At 58.4% G+C, this 18,832-nt stretch carries 17 protein-coding genes; 8 read left to right on the forward strand and 9 right to left on the reverse strand.

From position 1 onward, the window contains the following. Positions 1–61: 61 nt before the first annotated feature. The 5 genes from AC6I7A_RS12525 to AC6I7A_RS12545 all read right to left on the reverse strand — a co-directional run bounded on the left by AC6I7A_RS12525 (position 62) and on the right by AC6I7A_RS12545 (position 5,066). Positions 62–850 (reverse strand): ABC transporter ATP-binding protein, encoded by a 789-nt coding sequence (locus AC6I7A_RS12525; RefSeq protein WP_058956711.1) that lies wholly within the window; start codon positions 848–850, stop codon positions 62–64. Then, positions 850–1,926: a FecCD family ABC transporter permease gene (locus AC6I7A_RS12530; protein WP_058956712.1), complete on the reverse strand. Its 1,077-nt coding sequence runs from the start codon at positions 1,924–1,926 to the stop codon at positions 850–852. The genes AC6I7A_RS12525 and AC6I7A_RS12530 overlap by 1 nt, the downstream gene beginning before the upstream one ends. 306 nt (positions 1,927–2,232) lie before the next feature. Then, positions 2,233–3,699, reverse strand: a complete 1,467-nt coding sequence (locus AC6I7A_RS12535) for an amino acid permease (RefSeq protein WP_046102232.1) — start codon at positions 3,697–3,699, stop codon at positions 2,233–2,235. A 116-nt stretch (positions 3,700–3,815) separates the two neighbouring features. Beyond that, positions 3,816–4,682 carry a DNA-binding transcriptional regulator YeiE gene (gene yieE / locus AC6I7A_RS12540; RefSeq protein ID WP_009089154.1) on the reverse strand — a complete coding sequence of 289 codons (867 nt, stop codon included), beginning with the start codon at positions 4,680–4,682 and terminating at the stop codon, positions 3,816–3,818. 18 nt (positions 4,683–4,700) lie between these two features. Further along, complete coding sequence (locus AC6I7A_RS12545; protein ID WP_058956713.1) at positions 4,701–5,066, reverse strand: YkvA family protein; 366 nt, start codon at positions 5,064–5,066, stop codon at positions 4,701–4,703. Positions 5,067–5,172: 106 nt separating this feature from the next. On the opposite strand from AC6I7A_RS12545, the gene AC6I7A_RS12550 reads away from it, so the two are divergent. Together AC6I7A_RS12550 and nfo are read left to right on the forward strand one after the other, a co-directional pair. Continuing rightward, a complete protein-coding gene (locus AC6I7A_RS12550; RefSeq protein ID WP_058956714.1) occupies positions 5,173–6,225 on the forward strand; it encodes a YeiH family protein in 1,053 nt (350 codons plus the stop codon). A 51-nt stretch (positions 6,226–6,276) separates the two neighbouring features. Further along, the gene (gene nfo, locus AC6I7A_RS12555; protein WP_058956715.1) at positions 6,277–7,122 is read left to right on the forward strand and encodes a deoxyribonuclease IV; all 846 of its coding nucleotides are present in this window, start codon (positions 6,277–6,279) and stop codon (positions 7,120–7,122) included. A gap of 111 nt (positions 7,123–7,233) precedes the next feature. On the opposite strand, the gene fruA is transcribed toward nfo, so the two are convergent. From fruA to AC6I7A_RS12575, 4 genes are all read right to left on the reverse strand, one after another. Then, positions 7,234–8,952, reverse strand: a complete 1,719-nt coding sequence (fruA, locus tag AC6I7A_RS12560) for a PTS fructose transporter subunit IIBC (protein ID WP_058956716.1) — start codon at positions 8,950–8,952, stop codon at positions 7,234–7,236. A 16-nt stretch (positions 8,953–8,968) separates the two neighbouring features. After that, entirely contained in the window at positions 8,969–9,907 is a 939-nt protein-coding gene (gene fruK, locus AC6I7A_RS12565) for a 1-phosphofructokinase (protein WP_009089145.1), read from the reverse strand. Continuing rightward, complete coding sequence (fruB, locus tag AC6I7A_RS12570; protein WP_058956717.1) at positions 9,904–11,034, reverse strand: fused PTS fructose transporter subunit IIA/HPr protein; 1,131 nt, start codon at positions 11,032–11,034, stop codon at positions 9,904–9,906. The genes fruK and fruB overlap by 4 nt, the downstream gene beginning before the upstream one ends. 271 nt (positions 11,035–11,305) lie before the next feature. Continuing rightward, positions 11,306–11,560 (reverse strand): YkgJ family cysteine cluster protein, encoded by a 255-nt coding sequence (locus AC6I7A_RS12575; RefSeq protein WP_009089140.1) that lies wholly within the window; start codon positions 11,558–11,560, stop codon positions 11,306–11,308. A gap of 163 nt (positions 11,561–11,723) precedes the next feature. On the opposite strand from AC6I7A_RS12575, the gene yeiP reads away from it, so the two are divergent. The 6 genes from yeiP to AC6I7A_RS12605 all read left to right on the forward strand — a co-directional run bounded on the left by yeiP (position 11,724) and on the right by AC6I7A_RS12605 (position 18,826). Beyond that, positions 11,724–12,296 carry an elongation factor P-like protein YeiP gene (gene yeiP / locus AC6I7A_RS12580; RefSeq protein ID WP_009089138.1) on the forward strand — a complete coding sequence of 191 codons (573 nt, stop codon included), beginning with the start codon at positions 11,724–11,726 and terminating at the stop codon, positions 12,294–12,296. Between the two features lie 73 nt (positions 12,297–12,369). After that, positions 12,370–13,344, forward strand: a complete 975-nt coding sequence (locus AC6I7A_RS12585; protein WP_058956718.1) for a CobW family GTP-binding protein — start codon at positions 12,370–12,372, stop codon at positions 13,342–13,344. 42 nt (positions 13,345–13,386) lie between these two features. Next, complete coding sequence (locus tag AC6I7A_RS12590; protein WP_058956719.1) at positions 13,387–14,094, forward strand: phosphatase PAP2 family protein; 708 nt, start codon at positions 13,387–13,389, stop codon at positions 14,092–14,094. 514 nt (positions 14,095–14,608) lie between these two features. Next, positions 14,609–15,184: a bifunctional murein DD-endopeptidase/murein LD-carboxypeptidase gene (mepS, locus tag AC6I7A_RS12595; RefSeq protein ID WP_046102239.1), complete on the forward strand. Its 576-nt coding sequence runs from the start codon at positions 14,609–14,611 to the stop codon at positions 15,182–15,184. 221 nt (positions 15,185–15,405) lie between these two features. After that, positions 15,406–16,968 (forward strand): cyclic di-3',5'-guanosine monophosphate phosphodiesterase PdeN, encoded by a 1,563-nt coding sequence (gene pdeN, locus AC6I7A_RS12600; protein ID WP_058956720.1) that lies wholly within the window; start codon positions 15,406–15,408, stop codon positions 16,966–16,968. A 49-nt stretch (positions 16,969–17,017) separates the two neighbouring features. Beyond that, positions 17,018–18,826: an extracellular solute-binding protein gene (locus AC6I7A_RS12605; protein ID WP_058956721.1), complete on the forward strand. Its 1,809-nt coding sequence runs from the start codon at positions 17,018–17,020 to the stop codon at positions 18,824–18,826. Positions 18,827–18,832 lie beyond the last annotated feature (6 nt).

Below are 18,832 nucleotides of genomic sequence, written 5' to 3' on the forward strand. Positions count from 1 at the left end.
CCGCAACTGCGGCCCTGAACTTTTTTGCACGATGCCGGGCCGGTAACGGCCTGCTGTTGTGTCAGACCAGCGCCGGACCGGTCAGGCCATCAATCATCACCTGCGGAATGCCGCGCGAGCAGTGCTCGATTCGTCCATCGACGCCATAGACTTTCGCCAGGGTCGCGGGCGTAATCACCTTATCCGGCTGCCCCTGTGCTACCAGTGCCCCCTGTTTCAGCATCAGCGCATGCTGCGCATGGCGCAGCGCAATATTGATATCATGCACCACCACCACCGTGACGATGTTGCGCAGGGCGGTTTCGCGCCGCACCAGATCCATCACATGAAACTGGTAGTTGAGATCCAGCGCGCTCAGCGGTTCATCCAGCAGCAGCAGCTCAGGGCGACGGATCAGCGACTGTGCCAGCCCGACTAACTGCTTCTGTCCGCCGGAGAGCTGATCGAGATAGCGCATCGCCAGATGGGCAATGCCCAGCTGCTCCAGCAGGTGCATGATTTCGGCTTCGCTGCTGGCGCTGTGCAGGCCGCCGGAGGCGCGCTGTGCCACAATGATCGACTCCAGCACATGCAGATGCACGCCTGCAGGCAGGGACTGCGGCAGATAGACCACGTTCTTCGCCCGGCGGGCAAACGGCTGGGTCATGAGATCCTCGCCGTTGAGCCACATTTCGCCCTGCCCTTTGTTCAGTCCGGCCAGGGCCCGCAGCAGTGTCGATTTGCCGCAGCCGTTGGGCCCCAGCAGCACGGTGATCTCCCCACGCGGCAGCGGCGTCACGTTGAGATTCTCAATCACCTTATGTTTTGGGTAACCGGCACTGAAGCCGCGTAACGTCAGACCCTGTTCCATCACACTGTCCCCCGGTGACGCAGAATAATACTCAGGAAGAACGGCACGCCAATCAGCGAGGTGACGATGCCGACCGGGATGATCACGCCCGGAAGCAGATTTTTCGACGCGACCGAGGCCAGCGACAGCACCAGCGCTCCGACCAGCGCGCTGGCTGGCAGATAGAAGCGGTGATCTTCACCAAACATCATGCGGGCAATATGGGGAGCGACCAGGCCGATAAAGCCAATCGGGCCGACAAAGGCCACGGCCAGCGCCGAGAGAATACTGATGCGCAGCAGCGTCGCCAGACGCAGACGACGCACGTCAATGCCAAAGCTGACCGCCCGATCCTCACCCAGCCGCAACGCCGTCAGCTTCCAGCTGCTCATCATGGAGAACGGCACCAGGACCGCCAGCGCCACGGTCAGGACGCCCAGCTTCTCCCAGGAGGCGCGCGCCAGGCTGCCCATGGTCCAGAAAACCAGCCCCTGCAGGGTATCTTCGCTGGCGATGAACTGCATCATGGAGACCAGCGCGTTGAAGGTAAAGACCAGTGCAATGCCGAAGAGCACCACGCCCGCCGAGGAGACCTGGGTCCAGCGGGTGATGCCGTCCAGCATCAGGGCGGCAAACAGCGCAAAAACGAAGGCGTTGGCGGAGATCAACCACTGGTCAGGAATGCCGGGGATGCCGACGCCGAGGATGATGGCCAGCGCGGCACCAAATGCCGCCGCCGAGGAGACACCGAGAGTAAAGGGGCTGGCCAGCGGGTTATTCAGAATGGTCTGCATTTCTGCGCCCGCGAGGCCGAGCGACAGACCCACCACAATCGCCATCAGGGCATAGGGCAGACGGATATCCCAGACGATGACGCGGGTTCCGGCGTCGACGCTATCGGGACTGAGCAGCGTATTCCACAGCGTCTCCAGCGAGAGTCCGGCCGGACCCAGCGTGAAGTCGAGGATCAGCGAGGCGATGATGGCCAGCAGCAGCACGCCGATCCAGATGACGCGGCGACGCAGCACCAGGTGGTAGCTATGCATGCTGTGCTGACGCGTCTCTTCTCCCGCCAGCAGCGAAGTTTCGGTAGTCATGTTTTAACCCTGTGTGGCTATCCTGTCAGAAAACGCAGCCACAATAGTGCAGGTGATAATAATTATCAATTCGTGAAGATAAGCGAGACGTGAAAAAAGGGTAAAAAACGGTGTTGCAGGCGGGAGAATGGCTCAGGGAGCCTGTGCCTTTCGCAAAGACGCAAAACCCGCCATCCGTGGCGGGCTCAGCGCGGACCATCCCTGGCCCGCTATGCTTTGCTACAGGCACAGGCTCCCATCGCTTCACGATTCCTGCGGCCTGCCAGAACTGCGGCAGGCACCGTGCGCAGGAGTCAGCGCACAGAACTAATCTTTATGAACCGGGAACTCCATCTCGCTGTACTTCACGAAACGGCTGCCGCGCGTCAGCTTGTAGCCGAACCAGATGATCAGGAACAGCGGAAGGCCGATGTAGGTGGCCGCTACGCTGTACCAGTCGATGGTGTCGTTGAGAAACGCCTGATAGTTCTGACCCAGCGTGATGATCAGGCAGAGCACAAAGGCGAAAATCGGACCCAGCGGGAAAAAGCCGGAGCGGTAAGGCAGCGCGTTCAGGTCACGTCCCTGAGCGACATAGCCGCGACGGAAGCGGTAGTGACTGATCGCGATACCGAGCCAGGCGATAAAACCGGTCATGCCTGAGGTGTTCAGCAGCCAGAGGTAAACCTCCTGATTGCCAAATTTCGAGGTCAGGAAGCAGAGTCCCGCCACCACCGTCGTCGCCCAGAGTGCATTACGCGGCACGCCGCCTTTAGAGAGTCTGGCGAAAATCCGCGGCGCTTTGCCTTCACAGGCCAGGTTGTAAAGCATACGGGTTGAGGCGTACATGCCGGAGTTACCCGCTGACAGCACGGCCGTCAGGATCACCGCATTCATCACCGCCGCCGCTGACAGCAGACCGGCATTCTGGAACACCAGGGTGAACGGACTGACGCTGATATCGTTGATGTCATTGTGCAGCAGCTTGGGATCGGTGTACGGCAGGATCAGGCTGATAATCAGAATCGCGAAGACGTAAAACAGCAGGATACGCCAGAAGATCTGCCGCACCGCACGCGGGATGTTTTTTGCCGGATCTTCAGATTCGCCCGCCGCGATACCGATCAGCTCGGTGCCCTGGAAGGAGAATCCCACAATCATCGCCACGCCGATCATCGCCGCAAAACCGCCCGCAAACGGCGCTTCGCCCACCTGCCAGTTATGCCAGCCCGCATGTTCTGCACCGCGCATAATGCCGGTGATCATCAGCACGCCAACCACGATAAAAATCACCACGGTGGCCACTTTGATCAGCGAGAACCAGTATTCCGCTTCACCAAAGCCTTTGACGGAAATGTAGTTGAGCAGGAACATCAGGCCCAGGAACAGCGCGCTCCAGATCCAGCCTGGCGTGTCGGGGAACCAGTAATTCATCACCAGCTGTGACGCCACCAGATCAACCGCGATGGTCACCGCCCAGTTGTACCAGTAGTTCCAGCCGAGTGCGAAACCAAAGCCCTCTTCGACATATTTTGCGCCGTAGGTGGCAAACGAACCGGACACGGGCATAAATGCCGCCAGTTCACCCAGGCTGGTCATCAGGAAATAGACCATCAGACCGATGAGCATATAGGAGAGAAGTGCTCCGCCGGGTCCGGCCTGAGCAATAGTGGCACCCGATGCGACAAACAGGCCGGTTCCGATGGAGCCGCCGATGGCGATCATGGTGAGATGGCGTGCTTTTAGTGCACGCTGTAACGCAGGTTGTTGTGTTGTTTTTGAGTCATTATGCATGTGTAAACGCTACGAAGGGTAAAAATGAGGCGAGATTGTAGCAGCCAGCTCGCCTCTGTATAGCGAAGCCACGCTGTTATTAGTTAAGTTCATGATCGCGCCCGAATTATTAGCGGTCACTCACGGCAGTAGGATAAAAAGCGCGTCAGCGCTTTGGAAATATGCTTCTGCCGGTGATGGATGCGATAGAGCGTCCGGGTCAGGCGCGGCAGCGGAATAGCCAGTTCGATCAGCGTTCCCGCCTCCAGCAGATCGGCGATCACCCGGCGCGACAGGCAGCTGATCCCCATGCCGTGGCGCACCGCATGTTTAATCGCTTCAGAGTTGCCGAGCTCCATCCCCAGCTGAAAGCTCGGCAGGTGAGACAGCAGCAGATAATCGACGATTTCACGGGTGCCGGAGCCGCGTTCGCGCAGGATCCAGGGGGCGTCCGCCAGCGTTTTCAGGGTGACCGGCTGCTGCAGAACAGGCGCATCCGGCGCGGCAAACACCACCAGCTCATCCTCCAGCCAGGGTTCACTGACCAGTTCTGTCATATGGCACGGCCCCTCAATCAGGCCGACATCGACGCGGAAGTCGGAGACCGCCTGAATCGCATCCTGACTGTTGCCTACGCTCAGCTCCAGCGGCAGGCCGGGAAAATCGCGTCGCCAGGCCGCCATCATGCCCGGCAGCAGATAGTTACCGATGGTGCTGCTGGCGAAGATGCGGATGGCCCCGTTGTCCTCTTTGAACAGCTGCTCAATCTCCCCCGCCTGCTCCAGAAGACCCACGGCGCGGGGATAAAGCAGGCGGCCATGTTCGTTCAGCACCAGTCGTTTACCGACCCGATCAAAGAGCTGAACCCCAAGCTGACTCTCCAGATCGGCCAGCGCCGCGCTGACCGCCGACTGCGACAGCGCCAGCAGCTGCGACGCCTGGGTCGTCGAGCCACTCTTGAGCACTTCGGTAAAGACTTCGATTTGCCGCAGCGTAATGTGCATCGTCGATCCTTAAGTCTGTTAATGTCTGACGAGATAGATGATCAGCGCCAGCCAGATCAGCCCCACTACCACCAGCCAGCCTGCGATTTTTTTGCCGCGGGAACGCCGGGTTGCGGCTCTTTCGCTGCTGCTGATGCGCACCTCACGTGGCAGCAGGCGCAGCAGCAGCATAACACCGGTCGGGATAATGACCGCGTCATCCAGCAGTCCCACAAACGGGATCACATCCGGGATGAAATCGATCGGGCTGACGCCATAGGCGACCAGGCCCAGCATGCCCAGCTTGTTCCACCAGGGCGTGCGCGGGTCGCGAAAGGCGAACCAGAGTACCAGCACATCCCTCTTGATCAGCGTTGCCCAGCGGCGCAGACGCAAAACGCTCATAATGTCGGCCTTATCGTTTATTCCGGTTGATTATAAATATATTATCAATTTCACTTTTAAGCCAGTGCGCGCCATGATCGACACTCACTGAAGAGGAGTGACCCTTATGGCCGAACTGAGCATCGTTAAAACGCACTATCCCGTTGTGCGCCTGTTTCCCGGTCTGCTGCTGACCGCCGCGCTCGCCGCTGCGGCGAGCTGGCTGGCGCAACAGCCGTTGATCGCGGGGCTGGGACTGGGTTCACTGACGCTGGCGATCATGCTGGGCATCGTGGTCGGGAATAGCGTCTATTCCCCTCTCTCATCACACTGCGACAGCGGCGTCGCGCTGGCGAAGCAGAAGCTGCTGCGGCTCGGGATTATCCTGTTTGGCTTTCGTATTACTTTACAGCAGATTGCCGATGTCGGCGTCAGCGGCATCCTGATCGATGCGCTGACGCTGAGCAGCACCTTCTTTATCACCTGTCTGCTGGGTATCCGGTTACTGAAGCTGGATCGCGAAACCGTCTGGCTGATTGGCGCAGGCAGCAGCATCTGCGGTGCGGCAGCGGTGCTGGCGACCGAGCCGGTTGTCAAAGCCGCGCCGTCGAAAGTCGCGGTGGCCATCGCGACCGTGGTGCTGTTCGGCACGCTGGCGATCTTCATCTATCCCCTGCTCTGGCCGCTGGCGCATCATCTGTTTCCGGCTCTGAGTGCTGCACAGTTTGGCGTTTTCACCGGGTCCACGATTCATGAAGTGGCGCAGGTGGTAGCAGCCGGACACAGTATCAGCCCGGAAGCCGAAAACAGCGCGGTTATTGCCAAGATGCTGCGGGTGATGATGCTGGCCCCGTTCCTGCTCTGCCTGGGGACGATGCTGCGCGGCGGGCGTCAGGGCCGCGCCCGTCAGCCGGTAACCTTTCCCTGGTTTGCCTTACTGTTTATTGCGGTCGCGCTGTTTAACTCGCTGCAGCTGCTGCCTGCGGCGCTGGTGGCCTCACTGAATCAGCTGGCTGGCCTGCTGCTGGCGATGGCGATGGCCGCGCTGGGCTTAACCACCCGTTTCAGCGCGCTACGTGAAGCGGGCGTTAAACCCCTGCTGCTGGGTGCGCTGGTCTTTGGCTGGTTAATCGCAGGCGGTGGCACGATCAATCTGCTGGTGCAACATTTCATGGGCTAAGCGCATCGGGTATCATGCCGTTTCATCCGTGCATAGCCCCAGGAGAAAGGCATGAAATATATTGGCGCACACGTCAGTGCGGCAGGGGGAGTGGATCAGGCCGTGATCCGCGCCCATGAATTAGAAGCCACCGCCTTCGCCCTCTTTACTAAAAATCAGCGTCAGTGGAAGGCCGCCCCGCTGACCACTGAGGTTATTGATGCTTTTCGCGCCGCCTGCGAGACTTATCACTTCACATCACAGCAGATCCTGCCGCACGACAGTTTTCTGATTAACCTGGGCCATCCGGTTGAGGAGGCGCTGGAGAAATCCCGCGCGGCCTTCATTGATGAACTGCGGCGTGCTGACCAGCTGGGGCTGACGCTGCTGAACTTCCACCCCGGCAGCCATCTGCATCAGATCGATGAGGAGAGCTGCCTGAAGCGCATCGCCGAGTCGATCAATGTCGCGCTCGACCAGACGCAGAACGTTACCGCCGTCATCGAAAATACGGCCGGTCAGGGCAGTAATCTGGGCTTCCGCTTCGAGCATCTCGCCACCATTATTGAGCATGTCGAAGACAAATCGCGTGTCGGGGTCTGCATTGATACCTGCCATGCGTTTGCCGGCGGGTATGATCTGCGTACCGAGGCAGACTGCGAAGCGACCTTTGCCAGCTTTGAGCGCATCGTCGGTTTTCAGTATCTGCGTGGCATGCACCTGAACGACGCCAAGAGCGCCTTCGACAGCCGCGTTGACCGCCATCACAGTCTGGGAGAAGGAAATATCGGCAGGACGGTGTTCAGCTGGCTGATGAAAGATCCCCGCTTCGATGGTATCCCGCTGATTCTGGAAACCATCAATCCCGATATCTGGAAAGATGAAATTGCGTGGCTGAAAGCCGAGCAGCAGGCCTAGGATAAGGAGCCTGAAGGCTTTCCAGACGGTGATGACATGATGCCGAGGGAAGCAGCCGTATCAAAGCAAACAGGGAGCCATCTGGCTCCCTGTTTATTTCACTTCCGCGTATCAGGCTTTCGCCAGCTGCTCTTCCGGACGTTTCAGTACCGCGTAGCTCAGACCCGCAATCGCGGTGCCGATGACGATCGCCATCAGATAACCGAGTACCGGGGTAATCGCACCCGGGATCAGCAGAACGAACAGTCCACCGTGCGGCGCCATCAGTTTCGCGCCAATCGCCATGGAGATGGCACCGGTCACTGCGCCACCCACGATGCAGCAAGGCAGAACACGCATCGGGTCGCGGGCCGCGAACGGAATCGCACCTTCAGAGATAAAGCAGAGACCCAGAACCAGCGCCGCTTTGCCTCCTTCCTGCTGACCTTTGTTGAACTTACGACGCGCAACCAGCGTAGCCACACCCATCGCCAGCGGTGGCACCATGCCTGCGGCCATGATAGCGGCCATCGGGGCATACGTCTGCGAGCTCAGTAAGCCAACGCCAAACGCATAAGCCACCTTGTTCACCGGACCACCCATGTCAGTACACATCATGCCGCCCAGAATCGCGCCCAGCAGAACCGCGTTCGCAGTGCCCATGTTCGCCAGCCAGTGGGTCAGACCATTCATGATGCCCGCAACCGGTTTGCCTACCACGTAGATCATCAGCAGGCCGGTAATCAGACTGGCAAACAGCGGAATAATCAGTATCGGTTTCAGCGCTTCCATACTCTGCGGCAGTTTAACTTTGCCGCTGATCAGCTTCGCCGCATAACCGGCAATGAAGCCCGCGATAATGCCGCCTAAGAAGCCGGCGTTGATGCTGGTGGCGATCATCCCGCCAATCAGACCCGGGGTCAGACCCGGACGGTCAGCGATGGAGAAGGCGATAAAGCCCGCCAGTACCGGCACCATCAGGGCAAAGGCGCTGCCACCACCGATTTGCATCAGGGCAGCCGCCAGCGTGCCCGGCTCTTTGAATGCGGTGATACCAAAGGCAAATGAGAGTGCGATGCTCAGACCGCCTGCGACCACCATCGGCAGCATATAGGAGACGCCGGTCAGCAGATGACGATACGCCCCTGCGCCGCCCTGCTTTTTCTCCTCTTCTGCGCTGGCGTTGCTCTGTCCGCTGGCAGCCGCTTTATAAGGCTTCGCTTCGGCTACCGCTTTATCCAGTTCCTGGGCGGTTTTCTTCAGCGCCAGTCCGGTTGAGGTGCGGTACATCGGCTTACCGGCAAATTTCGCCAGGTCGACTTCGATATCGGCGGCCACGATCACCAGATCGGCTGCTGCCACTTCTTCCGGGGTAATGGCGTTACCGGCCCCGACTGAACCGCGGGTTTCAACTTTCACCCACCAGCCGCGACGGGTTGCTTCGGCCTGAATCGCCTCTGCCGCCATAAAGGTGTGCGCCACGCCGGTCGGACAGGCGGTAACGGCAACCACACGTTTCTGCGCGCCAGCCTGAGCCGGAGCCGCAGCAGATGCGCCCGCCGGTGTCGCCACCGCAGCCTGCGACTGCCAGGTCTTGGCTTCTGCTTTCGCGCGGTTCAGGAAGGTTTCCGGCTCACGGACGGCCAGCTGGACATCGCCCTGCCAGAGCGCTTTGCCGTTCAGCGCCGCGTCGTCCGGCACGTTTTTACCCAGCACAATCACCAGTTCAGCATCGGCAGGGTTTTCAGTCAGGGTCAGGCCCGCAGCAGCTGCCGCAGCAGCCAGGCGCTGTTGCGCCATGTAAGCGGAAGCCAGTCCCAGTGTAGGGTCTTTTATCAGCAGCGTTTTCATTATCGCTCTCCTGCTGTCAGTTAACGGGTTGTAAGTCGACACGCGCCATCATGGCGGCCAACTGAGTTCGATCGGATACACCAACATTACTCTGGCTGACGGCCATCGCCGCCACGGCAGTGGCGAGACGCAGCGTATGCTCGCTGGACTCGCGCATCAGCAGACCATAAATCAGGCCGCCCACCATCGAGTCGCCGGCACCCACGGTGCTGACCACATCGCAGACCGGGGGTTTGGCAATCCATTCGCCGGAGGCGTTGACCCACAGCGCCCCTTCTGCGCCCAGTGAAATCACCACATGGGCGATGCCCTGCTCGCGCAGTTCGTGCGCGGCACCAATCACATCCTGCAGCGTCGGCAGTTTGCGACCGGCCCAGATCTCCAGCTCACGGCGGTTAGGCTTCACCAGCCACGGGGCGGCTTTCAGTCCTGCCACCAGCGCCTCACGGCTGCTGTCAAAGATGATGCACGGGCAGTGGGTGCGCAGTTCGGTCATCCAGCGGGTAAAGGCGTCGTGATCGACCCCTTCCGGCAGACTGCCGCTGACGCAGACCATATCGAACTGGCCCAGCCAGGTCAGGGAGTCGGTGGTGAAGCGATCCCAGTCCTGACCCGTCACCTGAAAACCGGAGAAATTCAGATCGGTCACATCGCCGGTCTGTTCGGTGAGTTTCACGTTGATGCGGGTGCGGCCTGGCACCACCTGAAAACGGTTAGCAATACCCAGCTCGCTGAACAGCTGCTGGAAGCCATCCTGATTCTCTTTGCCCAGGAAACCGCCGACGGTCACGTCAATGCCCAGATCTTTCAGGACTTTGGCGACGTTAATGCCCTTGCCCGCCGCATGCAGTCCGGTGGTTTTCACCAGATTGACTTCGCCGCGTTCAATTTCAGGGGTATAGCCCACCAGGTCATACGCCGGATTCAGCGTAATGGTGGCGACACGTCTGCTCATGCTGCCCCCTCGCCCAGACCACTGCTGATCGCCTCTTCAATGGCGTTCAGCGCCTGCTGTGCATCGTCGCCGCTGGCGGTAAAGCGCAGGCGATGCCCTTTCTTCACGCCCAGCGCCACCACTTTCATCAGGCTGCGACCATTGGCAGGTTTACCGCTGCCGTCGAGGTTGGTCACGGTGATCTCGCTGTTGAACTGCTTGATGACGCTGACCAGCGCCGTGCCCGGACGGGCATGCAGGCCATGTTCGTTGCGGATGGTGAATTCAGCGGTCAGGACGTCAGCCTGCTCATCGACTTCGCTGGTCAGCAGCGCATAAACGCCTGCGGCATCCGCTTTCAGCAGACGATCGGCTTTCCCATGTTGCAGTAAGGCGCTCAGGTAACCCAGCACCTCCAGCGGACGTTCATCGGTTGCCGACACGCTGATCAGCATCGCAGCCGATTCGCCCTGATGGTCGAAGGGATGCGCAGCACGGCTGATCGCCACGCCACTGCGCAGGTTGCCCAGGCTGCTGTCGCTGAGCCAGATGCCCTGCCCCAGATTCAGCGGGGAGGCTGAAACCACATCCGCCACATAGCTGGCATCCACAACGCCAGCGGATTGCAGACGACCGGCGTTCATCGCCTGTAAGGTGATCAGGTCGCTGGCCGCGACGTCAAGGGTAATTAATGCGGTGTCGAAGCTGAATTCGGCGGCTTGTTTCTCGCCCATCAGCAACGCACGAAGATCTTCAGCAGAGGCGGTTTTCAGCTGTTCGGCAACGGAGTCATCGCTCAGTACGTGGGTCAGCTGACGCAGCAGCGCCAGATGCTCATCAGACTTCGCGGCAATGCCGATGGCGACATAGGCGGTCTGATCGTCACCCCAGGCAATGCCCTGCGGAAACTGAAACACCTGAACGCCGGTTTTCAGCACCATATCGCGGGTGTCTGTGGTGCCATGAGGGATAGCGATGCCGTTACCGAGAAAGGTGGAGGTTTGCTGTTCGCGCGCCAGCATGCCGTTGACATACCCTTCAGTCACATTGCCCGCCGCGGTTAACGCGGCAGCGACCTGACGAATGGCCTCTTCTTTATTCTGGGCGCTGGCTCCGGTATGGATAGCCTGCAATTCGAGCTGGAACATAATTCTCCTCGCTTGCTGAGATTGAATCGTTTCAGCCGGTGGGGAGATTTTTGCGTCGCACTGTCAGGGACAGGTTGCCGGACCACCGCTGAAACGTTTCAGGGATTGTGGTACAGCGCGATTCTGCAGGCAAGAAAATGCGCAAACGGCGTAGCAGATTTTTGATGTTACGCACATTTCATGACGGTTGTGAGGCAGAAAGGTCGATCCGGCTGAAGCTGTTGCTGTAAGGCAACGACGCCGGCAGAAAAACGTCAGCTGCGTCAGCGCCTCAGGGGGCCGTGTCCGCTTCCAGCTGCAGCAACCAGGTCATCGCCTGCTCGCGCGAGTCGCCGCACATGCTCGCTTGCGGCTGCAGCCCGGAACAGACGGCGGGACGCAGGGGCGAACCAAAGAGTTTGCAGCGCAGCAGCGCATCAAGCTGAATGCAGGGGGTATTGGCGGGCTTGCCGTCGGGCATACCGGGGATGGGGGATGAGATAGAGGGTGCCGTGCAACAGGCACCGCACTGGCTACGGCATTGCATGCTGAGCTCCGGCAAAGAAAGTCGCGGCGACAATAGCAGTCCGGCGCGACAATTACCATGAATGCGGCGGCCTGACGCAAAATTTCGCACCCGCGATATTGCCAGTTTTCACCGGCGCGAGTAACGTTGCGCGCACTTCACTCTCAAGATAGCGAGAACAGCAATGCCAAAAGCCAACGAAATCAAAAAAGGGATGGCCGTCACGCACAACGGTAAACTGCTGCTGGTTAAGGACATTGATGTCCAGAGCCCCAGCGCACGCGGTGCCGCCACCCTCTATAAGATGCGCTTTACCGATGTCCGCACCGGTTTAAAAGTTGAAGAGCGCTTTAAGGGCGACGAGATTATTGATGCGATTTCGCTCAGCCGTCGCAGCGTGACCTTCTCTTATATAGATGGTGACGAATATATCTTTATGGATGACGAAGACTACACCCCCTACACCTTCAAACGCGATCAGATCGAAGAAGAGTTGCTGTTTATTCCGGAAGGAGGCATTCCGGGTATCCATGTGCTGACGATGGAAGGCCAGGTGCTGGCACTGGAACTGCCCCAGACGGTCGATATGGAGATCGTTGAAACCTCGCCGGGTATTAAAGGTGCTTCTGCCAGCGCCCGCACCAAACCCGCCGGAATGAGCACCGGCCTCTCGATTCAGGTGCCGGAATACCTGAGCAACGGTGACCGCATCCGCATCCATATTGCCGAACGTCGCTATATGGGGCGCGCCGAGTAAGCGAGGGCGGGAAACCGATCGTGATAATGTTATAGTATTACATTATCACGCTATCCCGGCAGGAGCCTTTTCCATGACGCGCGTTAATCTCATCACCGGTTTTTTAGGCAGCGGAAAAACCACCCTGCTCTGCCATCTGCTGGCCGCCAGGCCCGCAGGCGAACAGTGGGCCGTGCTGGTCAATGAATTTGGCGAAATCGGCATTGATGGCGCGCTGCTGGCGGATCGCGGCGCGACGCTGAAAGAGATCCCTGGCGGCTGCCTCTGCTGCGTCAATGGCCTGCCCATGCAGGTCGGGCTGAATATGCTGCTGAAGAGCAGGCCTGACCGGTTGCTGATAGAGCCGACCGGCCTGGGGCATCCGCGCCAGGTGCTGGAGATGCTCAGCGCGCCGGTCTATCAGTCGTGGCTGCAACTCAATGCCACCCTGACGCTACTCGATGCGCGCCAGCTTGCCGACCCGCGCGTGGTCGCCGATGAGAACTTCCGCGACCAGCTGGCCGCCGCCGACATCATTATCGCCAACAAGCGCGACTGCTGGGAGGATGAAGATCGTCAGCGTCTGACTGACTGGCAGCAGCAGATGCAGCCGCCACGTCCGGTGATAGCGACCGAGTTTGGCCGGATTCCCTCCGGCCTGCTTGATACGCCGCGCCAGCCACGAGAACTCCCCCTGCCACACCATCATCACCCTCACACGACGAAACCGGCGAGCGGACTGGCCGCCTTGCAGCTGGAGGGAGCGGCGCGCTGGCGGCGGGCGCTGAACCACGGACAGGGCTATAGCGCCTGCGGCTGGCTGTTTGATGGTGACACAGTGTTTGACGCCGCTGCGCTGCTGGAGTGGGTCCGGCAGGCGCCGGTGGATCGGATCAAAGGCGTGATGCGCATCCGCGAAGGCACAATGCGTATTAACCGTCAGGCAAAAGAGTTGCAGAGTGAGACACTCGCCGCCACGCCACCCGACAGCCGCATCGAGATTATTCATTCTGAGCAGGCTGACTGGAATCGGCTACAATCGGCGTTGTTGAAGTGCCGTTTACGCTAACAGAGGTATTGTCGGCGGTTATTTTTTTAATTGAGCTTACTTATGCGCGCAATTCGTCTTATTACTATCCTGCTGCTGAATGCCCTGGGCGTCGTGCTCTTTCTTTCGTGGTATCTGCCGCCTCAGCATGGTTTCTGGTTCGGCATCGATAAATCCATTTTTTATGGCTTCAATAATCAGATGGTGACCCATCCGCTGTTTGCGCTGATCGTCGCCATCACCAACTTCCGTGGCTTTGATGTGGTGTCACTGCTGGCGATGGGCCTGCTGTATCTGTCGATCTGGCGCCATGAAGCGCCTCAGGCACGTCGCCGGATGCTGGCTATCGGTATCACCATGCTGCTGACTGCCGTGGTGCTGAATCAGCTGGGGCATCTGCTGCCGGTGAAACACTCCAGCCCGACCCTCTTCTTCGAAAACGTGCATCGCGTCAGTGAGCTGACCGGCATTCCCGCCAAAGATGCGTCGAAAGACAGCTTCCCTGGCGACCACGGCATGATGCTGATTATTTTCGCCTGCTTTATCTGGCGTTATTTTGGTTTCAGCCGTTTTTTAATCGCGCTGGCAATTGTGGTGCTATTTTCTCTGCCGCGCGTCATGGCCGGGGCGCACTGGTTTACCGATATTGCCGTGGGATCGCTGTCCGTGGTTCTGGTGGGTCTGAGCTGGTGGCTTTTAACCCCTGCCAGTGACGTGCTGGTTAACTGGTTTTATCGCAAATTACCGGGAAAATATAAGCCCGTGATGTAAATGTTAAGCGCGGTCGGTTTATTTGACAGGATGTTAACTGCCCGCGCTAATAAAAAACAGCTCATCATTATTAGTCTGCTAATTAAAATAGCGAGAAGAAAAGGTTATGACCCCGCCAGGTGGTTAAATAGTCGTCACCCGCCGCTGTCAATAAAGAAAATTCCAGAATCCGTTTCTATGCGCCGAATTGGCGCCCCTTTTACCGCTTGTTATCGCCATCATTTCCCCATAATTGTTGCTAAATTAGTCAGCGTGTTACGGTTTGATTTCACATCAAAAAAACCTATATAAAATTGATTAAAAGCACTCGCCACGGCGTGTGTAATCAGTTAACCTCAGTCCCTGTGAGGCATTAGCGGCAGAAAATTCGGATTTTTACCGTGAAAAAATGTGTCCATTAACACATTTTAGTCATTAAGGATTTGTCTTAGTCTGTTTCGCTTATTAATCTCCCTGTTTTGTTATCTGGCTGGCGACAATTCTGTCGTAAGGACATCGAAGGAAAACCCGAATAATGGTCAAGTCTCAACCAATACTGAGATATATTTTGCGGATTGTGCCCGCACTGGCGCTGGCAACCCTCCTCTCAGCTTGTAGCAGTACCCATAGCAGTCAGAACGCGAATAACGAGAATCATGAAGTTAACAACCAGAATGGTTTTTTACTTCAGGCGTCTCAGGATGAGTTTGAAGAAATGGTGCGTAATGTCGACGTTAAGTCGCGCATCATGGAACAATACGCCGTCTGGAAAGGTGTTCGCTATCGTCTCGGTGGCGATACCAAACGCGGAATCGACTGTTCCGCCTTTGTACAACGCACCTTCCGCGATCAGTTTGGCCTGGAATTACCCCGCTCCACCTCTGAGCAGCAGGACACCGGCAGAGAGATTACCCGCAGTAAACTGCGTCCGGGCGATCTGGTGATGTTCCGCGCAGGTTCAACCGGTCGTCATGTCGGGATCTATCTGGGCAACGATAACTTCGTTCATGCCTCAACCAGCAGTGGCGTCATGATCTCCAGTCTGAATGATGACTACTGGAAAAAGCGTTACCGTGAAGGGCGCCGGGTACTGAGTCGTAACCCGTCCTGATCCTCAGATTCGATTTTCTCTCAGCCAGAGAACATGAAACGCTGCTTACGCAGCGTTTTTTTTCGTCTTTTGTTTTATCCGCTTTCGCCATAGCAGATAAAAGCATTGTATTTCAGATTAATAACGAGACATCCCCGGCATTCTCGTTATATTCTCGGTCGCTTAAACCGAAGCAGTCGTGTGCATTAACATAATAATAATTTGATCAGGGGAAGCTCCTCATGCCACTGTCGGGGGCGCTACAGCGCCATGCCACCTATCCTCACCGAATCGCATGGCGTAGCGCGCTCGTCGGCGGCCTATTCTTTCTCCTGTTCACCCTGCTGGCGATTCATCACACCTGGCATAAGCGCGAGCGACAACATCAGCACCTGCTGGAGCACAGCCGGGCGGCATTACAGCAAACGCTCGCCAGTTTGTTTAACAGCACCCTCAGCCCCCTGCTTCCGTTTACCCATAATGCCTGCCACACCATCAATCGTGAACTGACCTCACGCGCCGCCTTTGCCGGGAATCTTCGTGCCATCCTGCTGGTGAATAATGGCAATGCCTTTTGCTCCTCGGCCACCGGCAGTTTCAGTCTGCCGATCAATGTGATTTCGCCCCAGAGTGATATCTCGCGCGATACCGATCTGCAGCTGATGCCGGGCACGCCGTTGCAGCCGGATAAACCGGCCCTGGCCCTGTGGGTGAAGAATCCCGGCAATCTGCAGACCGGGGTTTTCGCGACACTCAACATCAGCCTGGCTCCCTATCAGCTGATGGCCTCCTGGCATCCGGAGATTACCGGTATGGCGCTGGTGGCTCAGCACAGTGCCCTGACCAGCTGGCAGCATGGCGTAACGGAAAATGAGAACCTGCCGACACCGCTGGTTCAGCGGTCGCTGGAAGGCTATCCGCTGCAGTTTGTTCTCTACGGTTCCACTCTCGCCTTCAGCGATTATCAGAACATCCTGCTGAGTGGTCTGCTGCTGTCACTGCTGGTTGCCGGTGGCTGCTGGCTGCTGCTCGCCCACTATCAGCGTCCGGGCAGAGAGCTGATTCGGGGCATGAAGCGCGGCGAGTTTCACGTGGAGTATCAGCCGCTGGTTACCTCTCACGATAGTCAGCCTTATGGCATGGAGGCACTGCTGCGCTGGACGCACCCGACGGAAGGCCCGATTCCACCCGATGTCTTTATTCAGTATGCCGAGTCGCAAAACCTGATTGTTCCACTGACCCGCCATCTGTTTCAGCTGGTTTCCCGCGATGCACACCTGCTCTGTCACACCGTTCCCCGTTATGCCAGTCTCAGCCTCAACATTTCGCCCCTGCACCTGGCCGATCGCAGCTTCCGTCAGGATGTCCTGAACTGGCTTGAGAGCATGCCGGCCGGCCACTTTAATTATGTGTTCGAGATTACCGAACGCGTCATGGTGCGCGACGAAAATGTCGGCGAGCTGTTTGACTGGCTGCATCAGCAGCAGATTCGCATCGCCATTGATGACTTCGGCACCGGGCACAGCGCACTGATCTATCTGGAGCGCTACGCCTTTGATTACCTGAAAATCGATCGCGGCTTTGTGCAGAGTATCGGCACCGAGACGCTGACCTCGCCGGTGCTGGATACCGTGCTGCAGCTGGCGAAAAAGCTGAACCTGAAAAGCGTGGCCGAGGGCGTGGAAACGGGCGAACAGGCGGCGTGGCTGATCAATCGCGGCGTGACTCATCTGCAGGGTTATATCTTTAGTCGCCCGCTGCGGCCGGAAACGCTGATAGACTATTTTCAGCGTCATCGCGCCTGACCGGTCTGGCCCGGGCGGAGCCGAACACTTACTGGAGAGGGCATTCGCTATGCTGCTTCGCGCTGGACTTCTGCTGACAGGTGCCCTACTCAGCGCCCCGCTGCTGGCCGCCTCCGTTCTGCAAAGTTACGCTTTTACTCAGGCCGGGGAAGCGAAATATCCGCCCGGCTTCAGCCACTATGAGTATGCCGATCCCGATGCGCCCAAAGGCGGCAGCATCACCCTGGCGGTCATTGGCACCTACGACAACTTCAACCGCTACGCCTCGCGCGGCAATCCGGGTATCAATACCGGTGCGCTTTATGATGGGCTCTACACCAGTTCAGACGACGAGCCGGGTAGTTACTACCCGCTGATCGCCCTGTCGGCGCGCTACGCCAGCGATTTTTCGTGGACTGAGATTCGCCTGAATCCCCGCGCCCGCTTTCACGATGGCTCACCGATTACGGCCCGCGATGTGGCTTTCAGCTTTCAGAAGTTTATGACCGAAGGCGTGCCTCAGTTCCGTGTGGCCTATCGCGGCGTGACGGTGACCGCGCTGAACGATCTTACGGTGCGCATCGACGCCACTAAACCGGACAGAGATCTGCTGATGGGCTTGCTGACGCTGCCGGTCATCCCGGCGTCATTCTGGAAAGATAAGCAGTTTAATGAGCCGCTGAGCGCCCCGCCGCTCTCCAGCGGGCCCTATCGCATCAGCCGCTGGAAGCTGGGTCAGTTTATTGAGTTCAGCCGGGTCAAAGATTACTGGGCCGCCGATCTGCCAGTGAATCGCGGGCGCTTCAATTTTGATCGGATGCGCTACGACTACTATCTGGATGACAACGTGGCGTTCGAAGCCTTTAAAGCGGGGGCTTACGACTGGCGTGAGGAGGTCTCAGCGAAGAAATGGGCCACCCAGTATCGCGGCCGCGCCTTCGACCAGGGCGATATAGTGAAGCAGACCACGCCCAACGAGGCCGCTACTGATACCCGCTGGCTGGCGTTTAACAATGAGAAACCGCTGTTCCATGACCGTCGCGTGCGCCAGGCTTTTTCACTGATGTTCGATTTTAACTGGATGAATAAGGCGCTCTATTACGGTGCCTGGCAGCGCGCCAGCAGCTACTTCCAGAACACAGAGTATGCTGCTCAGGGTGCGCCGGATGCGGAACAGCGGGCCCTGCTGGCACCGTGGCGCGCGCAGTTGCCCGCCGGACTGTTCACTCAGCCCTACCAGCCTCCGGCGAGCGATGGCAGTGGCTACGACCGCGCCAGCCTGTTAAAAGCATACGCGCTGCTGAAAGAGGCGGGCTGGCAGATTAAGGATCAGCGTCTGGTCAATGACAAAACCGGTCAGCCGTTCACCGTTGAGCTGCTGCTGCGCGGCGGCACCAGCACTGAGTGGGCACTGCCGTTCCAGCACGCGCTCTCGCGGCTCGGCATCACCCTGAACCTGCGGCAGGTCGACAGCTCGCAATATCTGCGGCGCTGGCGTGAAGGCGACTATGACATGATCGCTACCCTCTATCAGGCGATGCCGATCCCCACCTCCAGCCTGCAGATCCTGTGGCAGTCGGACTACATCAGCTCCTCCTGGAATACCGCGCGGGTGAAAGATCCTGTCGTTGACCACTTCGTGCAGCAGATCGTGGCGCACCAGGGCGATCCCGCTGCGCTGCGGCCGCTGGCGCAGTCACTGGATCGCGTACTGCTGTGGAATGCGTATATGATCCCGATGTGGTACAACGCAGAGCAGCGGCTGGCTTACTGGGATAAGTTTTCCCATCCCGCCCGCAAGCCTGCCTACAGTACCGGTCTGGATAGCTGGTGGTACGACGCACACAAAGCCGGACGCCTGCCGGCCAGTAAACGCTAAGGAGAC

This window comes from Type-F symbiont of Plautia stali (genome assembly GCF_059731105.1).

Bases quoted from the DNA above. Each gene is read 5' to 3' on its own strand.
- AC6I7A_RS12535 (WP_046102232.1), bottom strand. From the start codon at position 3,699: ATGCATAATGACTCAAAAACAACACAACAACCTGCGTTACAGCGTGCA.
- yieE (WP_009089154.1), bottom strand. From the start codon at position 4,682: ATGCACATTACGCTGCGGCAAATCGAAGTCTTTACCGAAGTGCTCAAG.
- AC6I7A_RS12530 (WP_058956712.1), bottom strand. From the start codon at position 1,926: ATGACTACCGAAACTTCGCTGCTGGCGGGAGAAGAGACGCGTCAGCAC.
- pdeN (WP_058956720.1), top strand. From the start codon at position 15,406: ATGCCACTGTCGGGGGCGCTACAGCGCCATGCCACCTATCCTCACCGA.
- AC6I7A_RS12545 (WP_058956713.1), bottom strand. From the start codon at position 5,066: ATGAGCGTTTTGCGTCTGCGCCGCTGGGCAACGCTGATCAAGAGGGAT.
- yeiP (WP_009089138.1), top strand. From the start codon at position 11,724: ATGCCAAAAGCCAACGAAATCAAAAAAGGGATGGCCGTCACGCACAAC.
- AC6I7A_RS12590 (WP_058956719.1), top strand. From the start codon at position 13,387: ATGCGCGCAATTCGTCTTATTACTATCCTGCTGCTGAATGCCCTGGGC.
- nfo (WP_058956715.1), top strand. From the start codon at position 6,277: ATGAAATATATTGGCGCACACGTCAGTGCGGCAGGGGGAGTGGATCAG.
- AC6I7A_RS12575 (WP_009089140.1), bottom strand. From the start codon at position 11,560: ATGCAATGCCGTAGCCAGTGCGGTGCCTGTTGCACGGCACCCTCTATC.
- fruK (WP_009089145.1), bottom strand. From the start codon at position 9,907: ATGAGCAGACGTGTCGCCACCATTACGCTGAATCCGGCGTATGACCTG.
- AC6I7A_RS12525 (WP_058956711.1), bottom strand. From the start codon at position 850: ATGGAACAGGGTCTGACGTTACGCGGCTTCAGTGCCGGTTACCCAAAA.
- AC6I7A_RS12585 (WP_058956718.1), top strand. From the start codon at position 12,370: ATGACGCGCGTTAATCTCATCACCGGTTTTTTAGGCAGCGGAAAAACC.
- AC6I7A_RS12605 (WP_058956721.1), top strand. From the start codon at position 17,018: ATGCTGCTTCGCGCTGGACTTCTGCTGACAGGTGCCCTACTCAGCGCC.
- fruA (WP_058956716.1), bottom strand. From the start codon at position 8,952: ATGAAAACGCTGCTGATAAAAGACCCTACACTGGGACTGGCTTCCGCT.
- mepS (WP_046102239.1), top strand. From the start codon at position 14,609: ATGGTCAAGTCTCAACCAATACTGAGATATATTTTGCGGATTGTGCCC.
- fruB (WP_058956717.1), bottom strand. From the start codon at position 11,034: ATGTTCCAGCTCGAATTGCAGGCTATCCATACCGGAGCCAGCGCCCAG.
- AC6I7A_RS12550 (WP_058956714.1), top strand. From the start codon at position 5,173: ATGGCCGAACTGAGCATCGTTAAAACGCACTATCCCGTTGTGCGCCTG.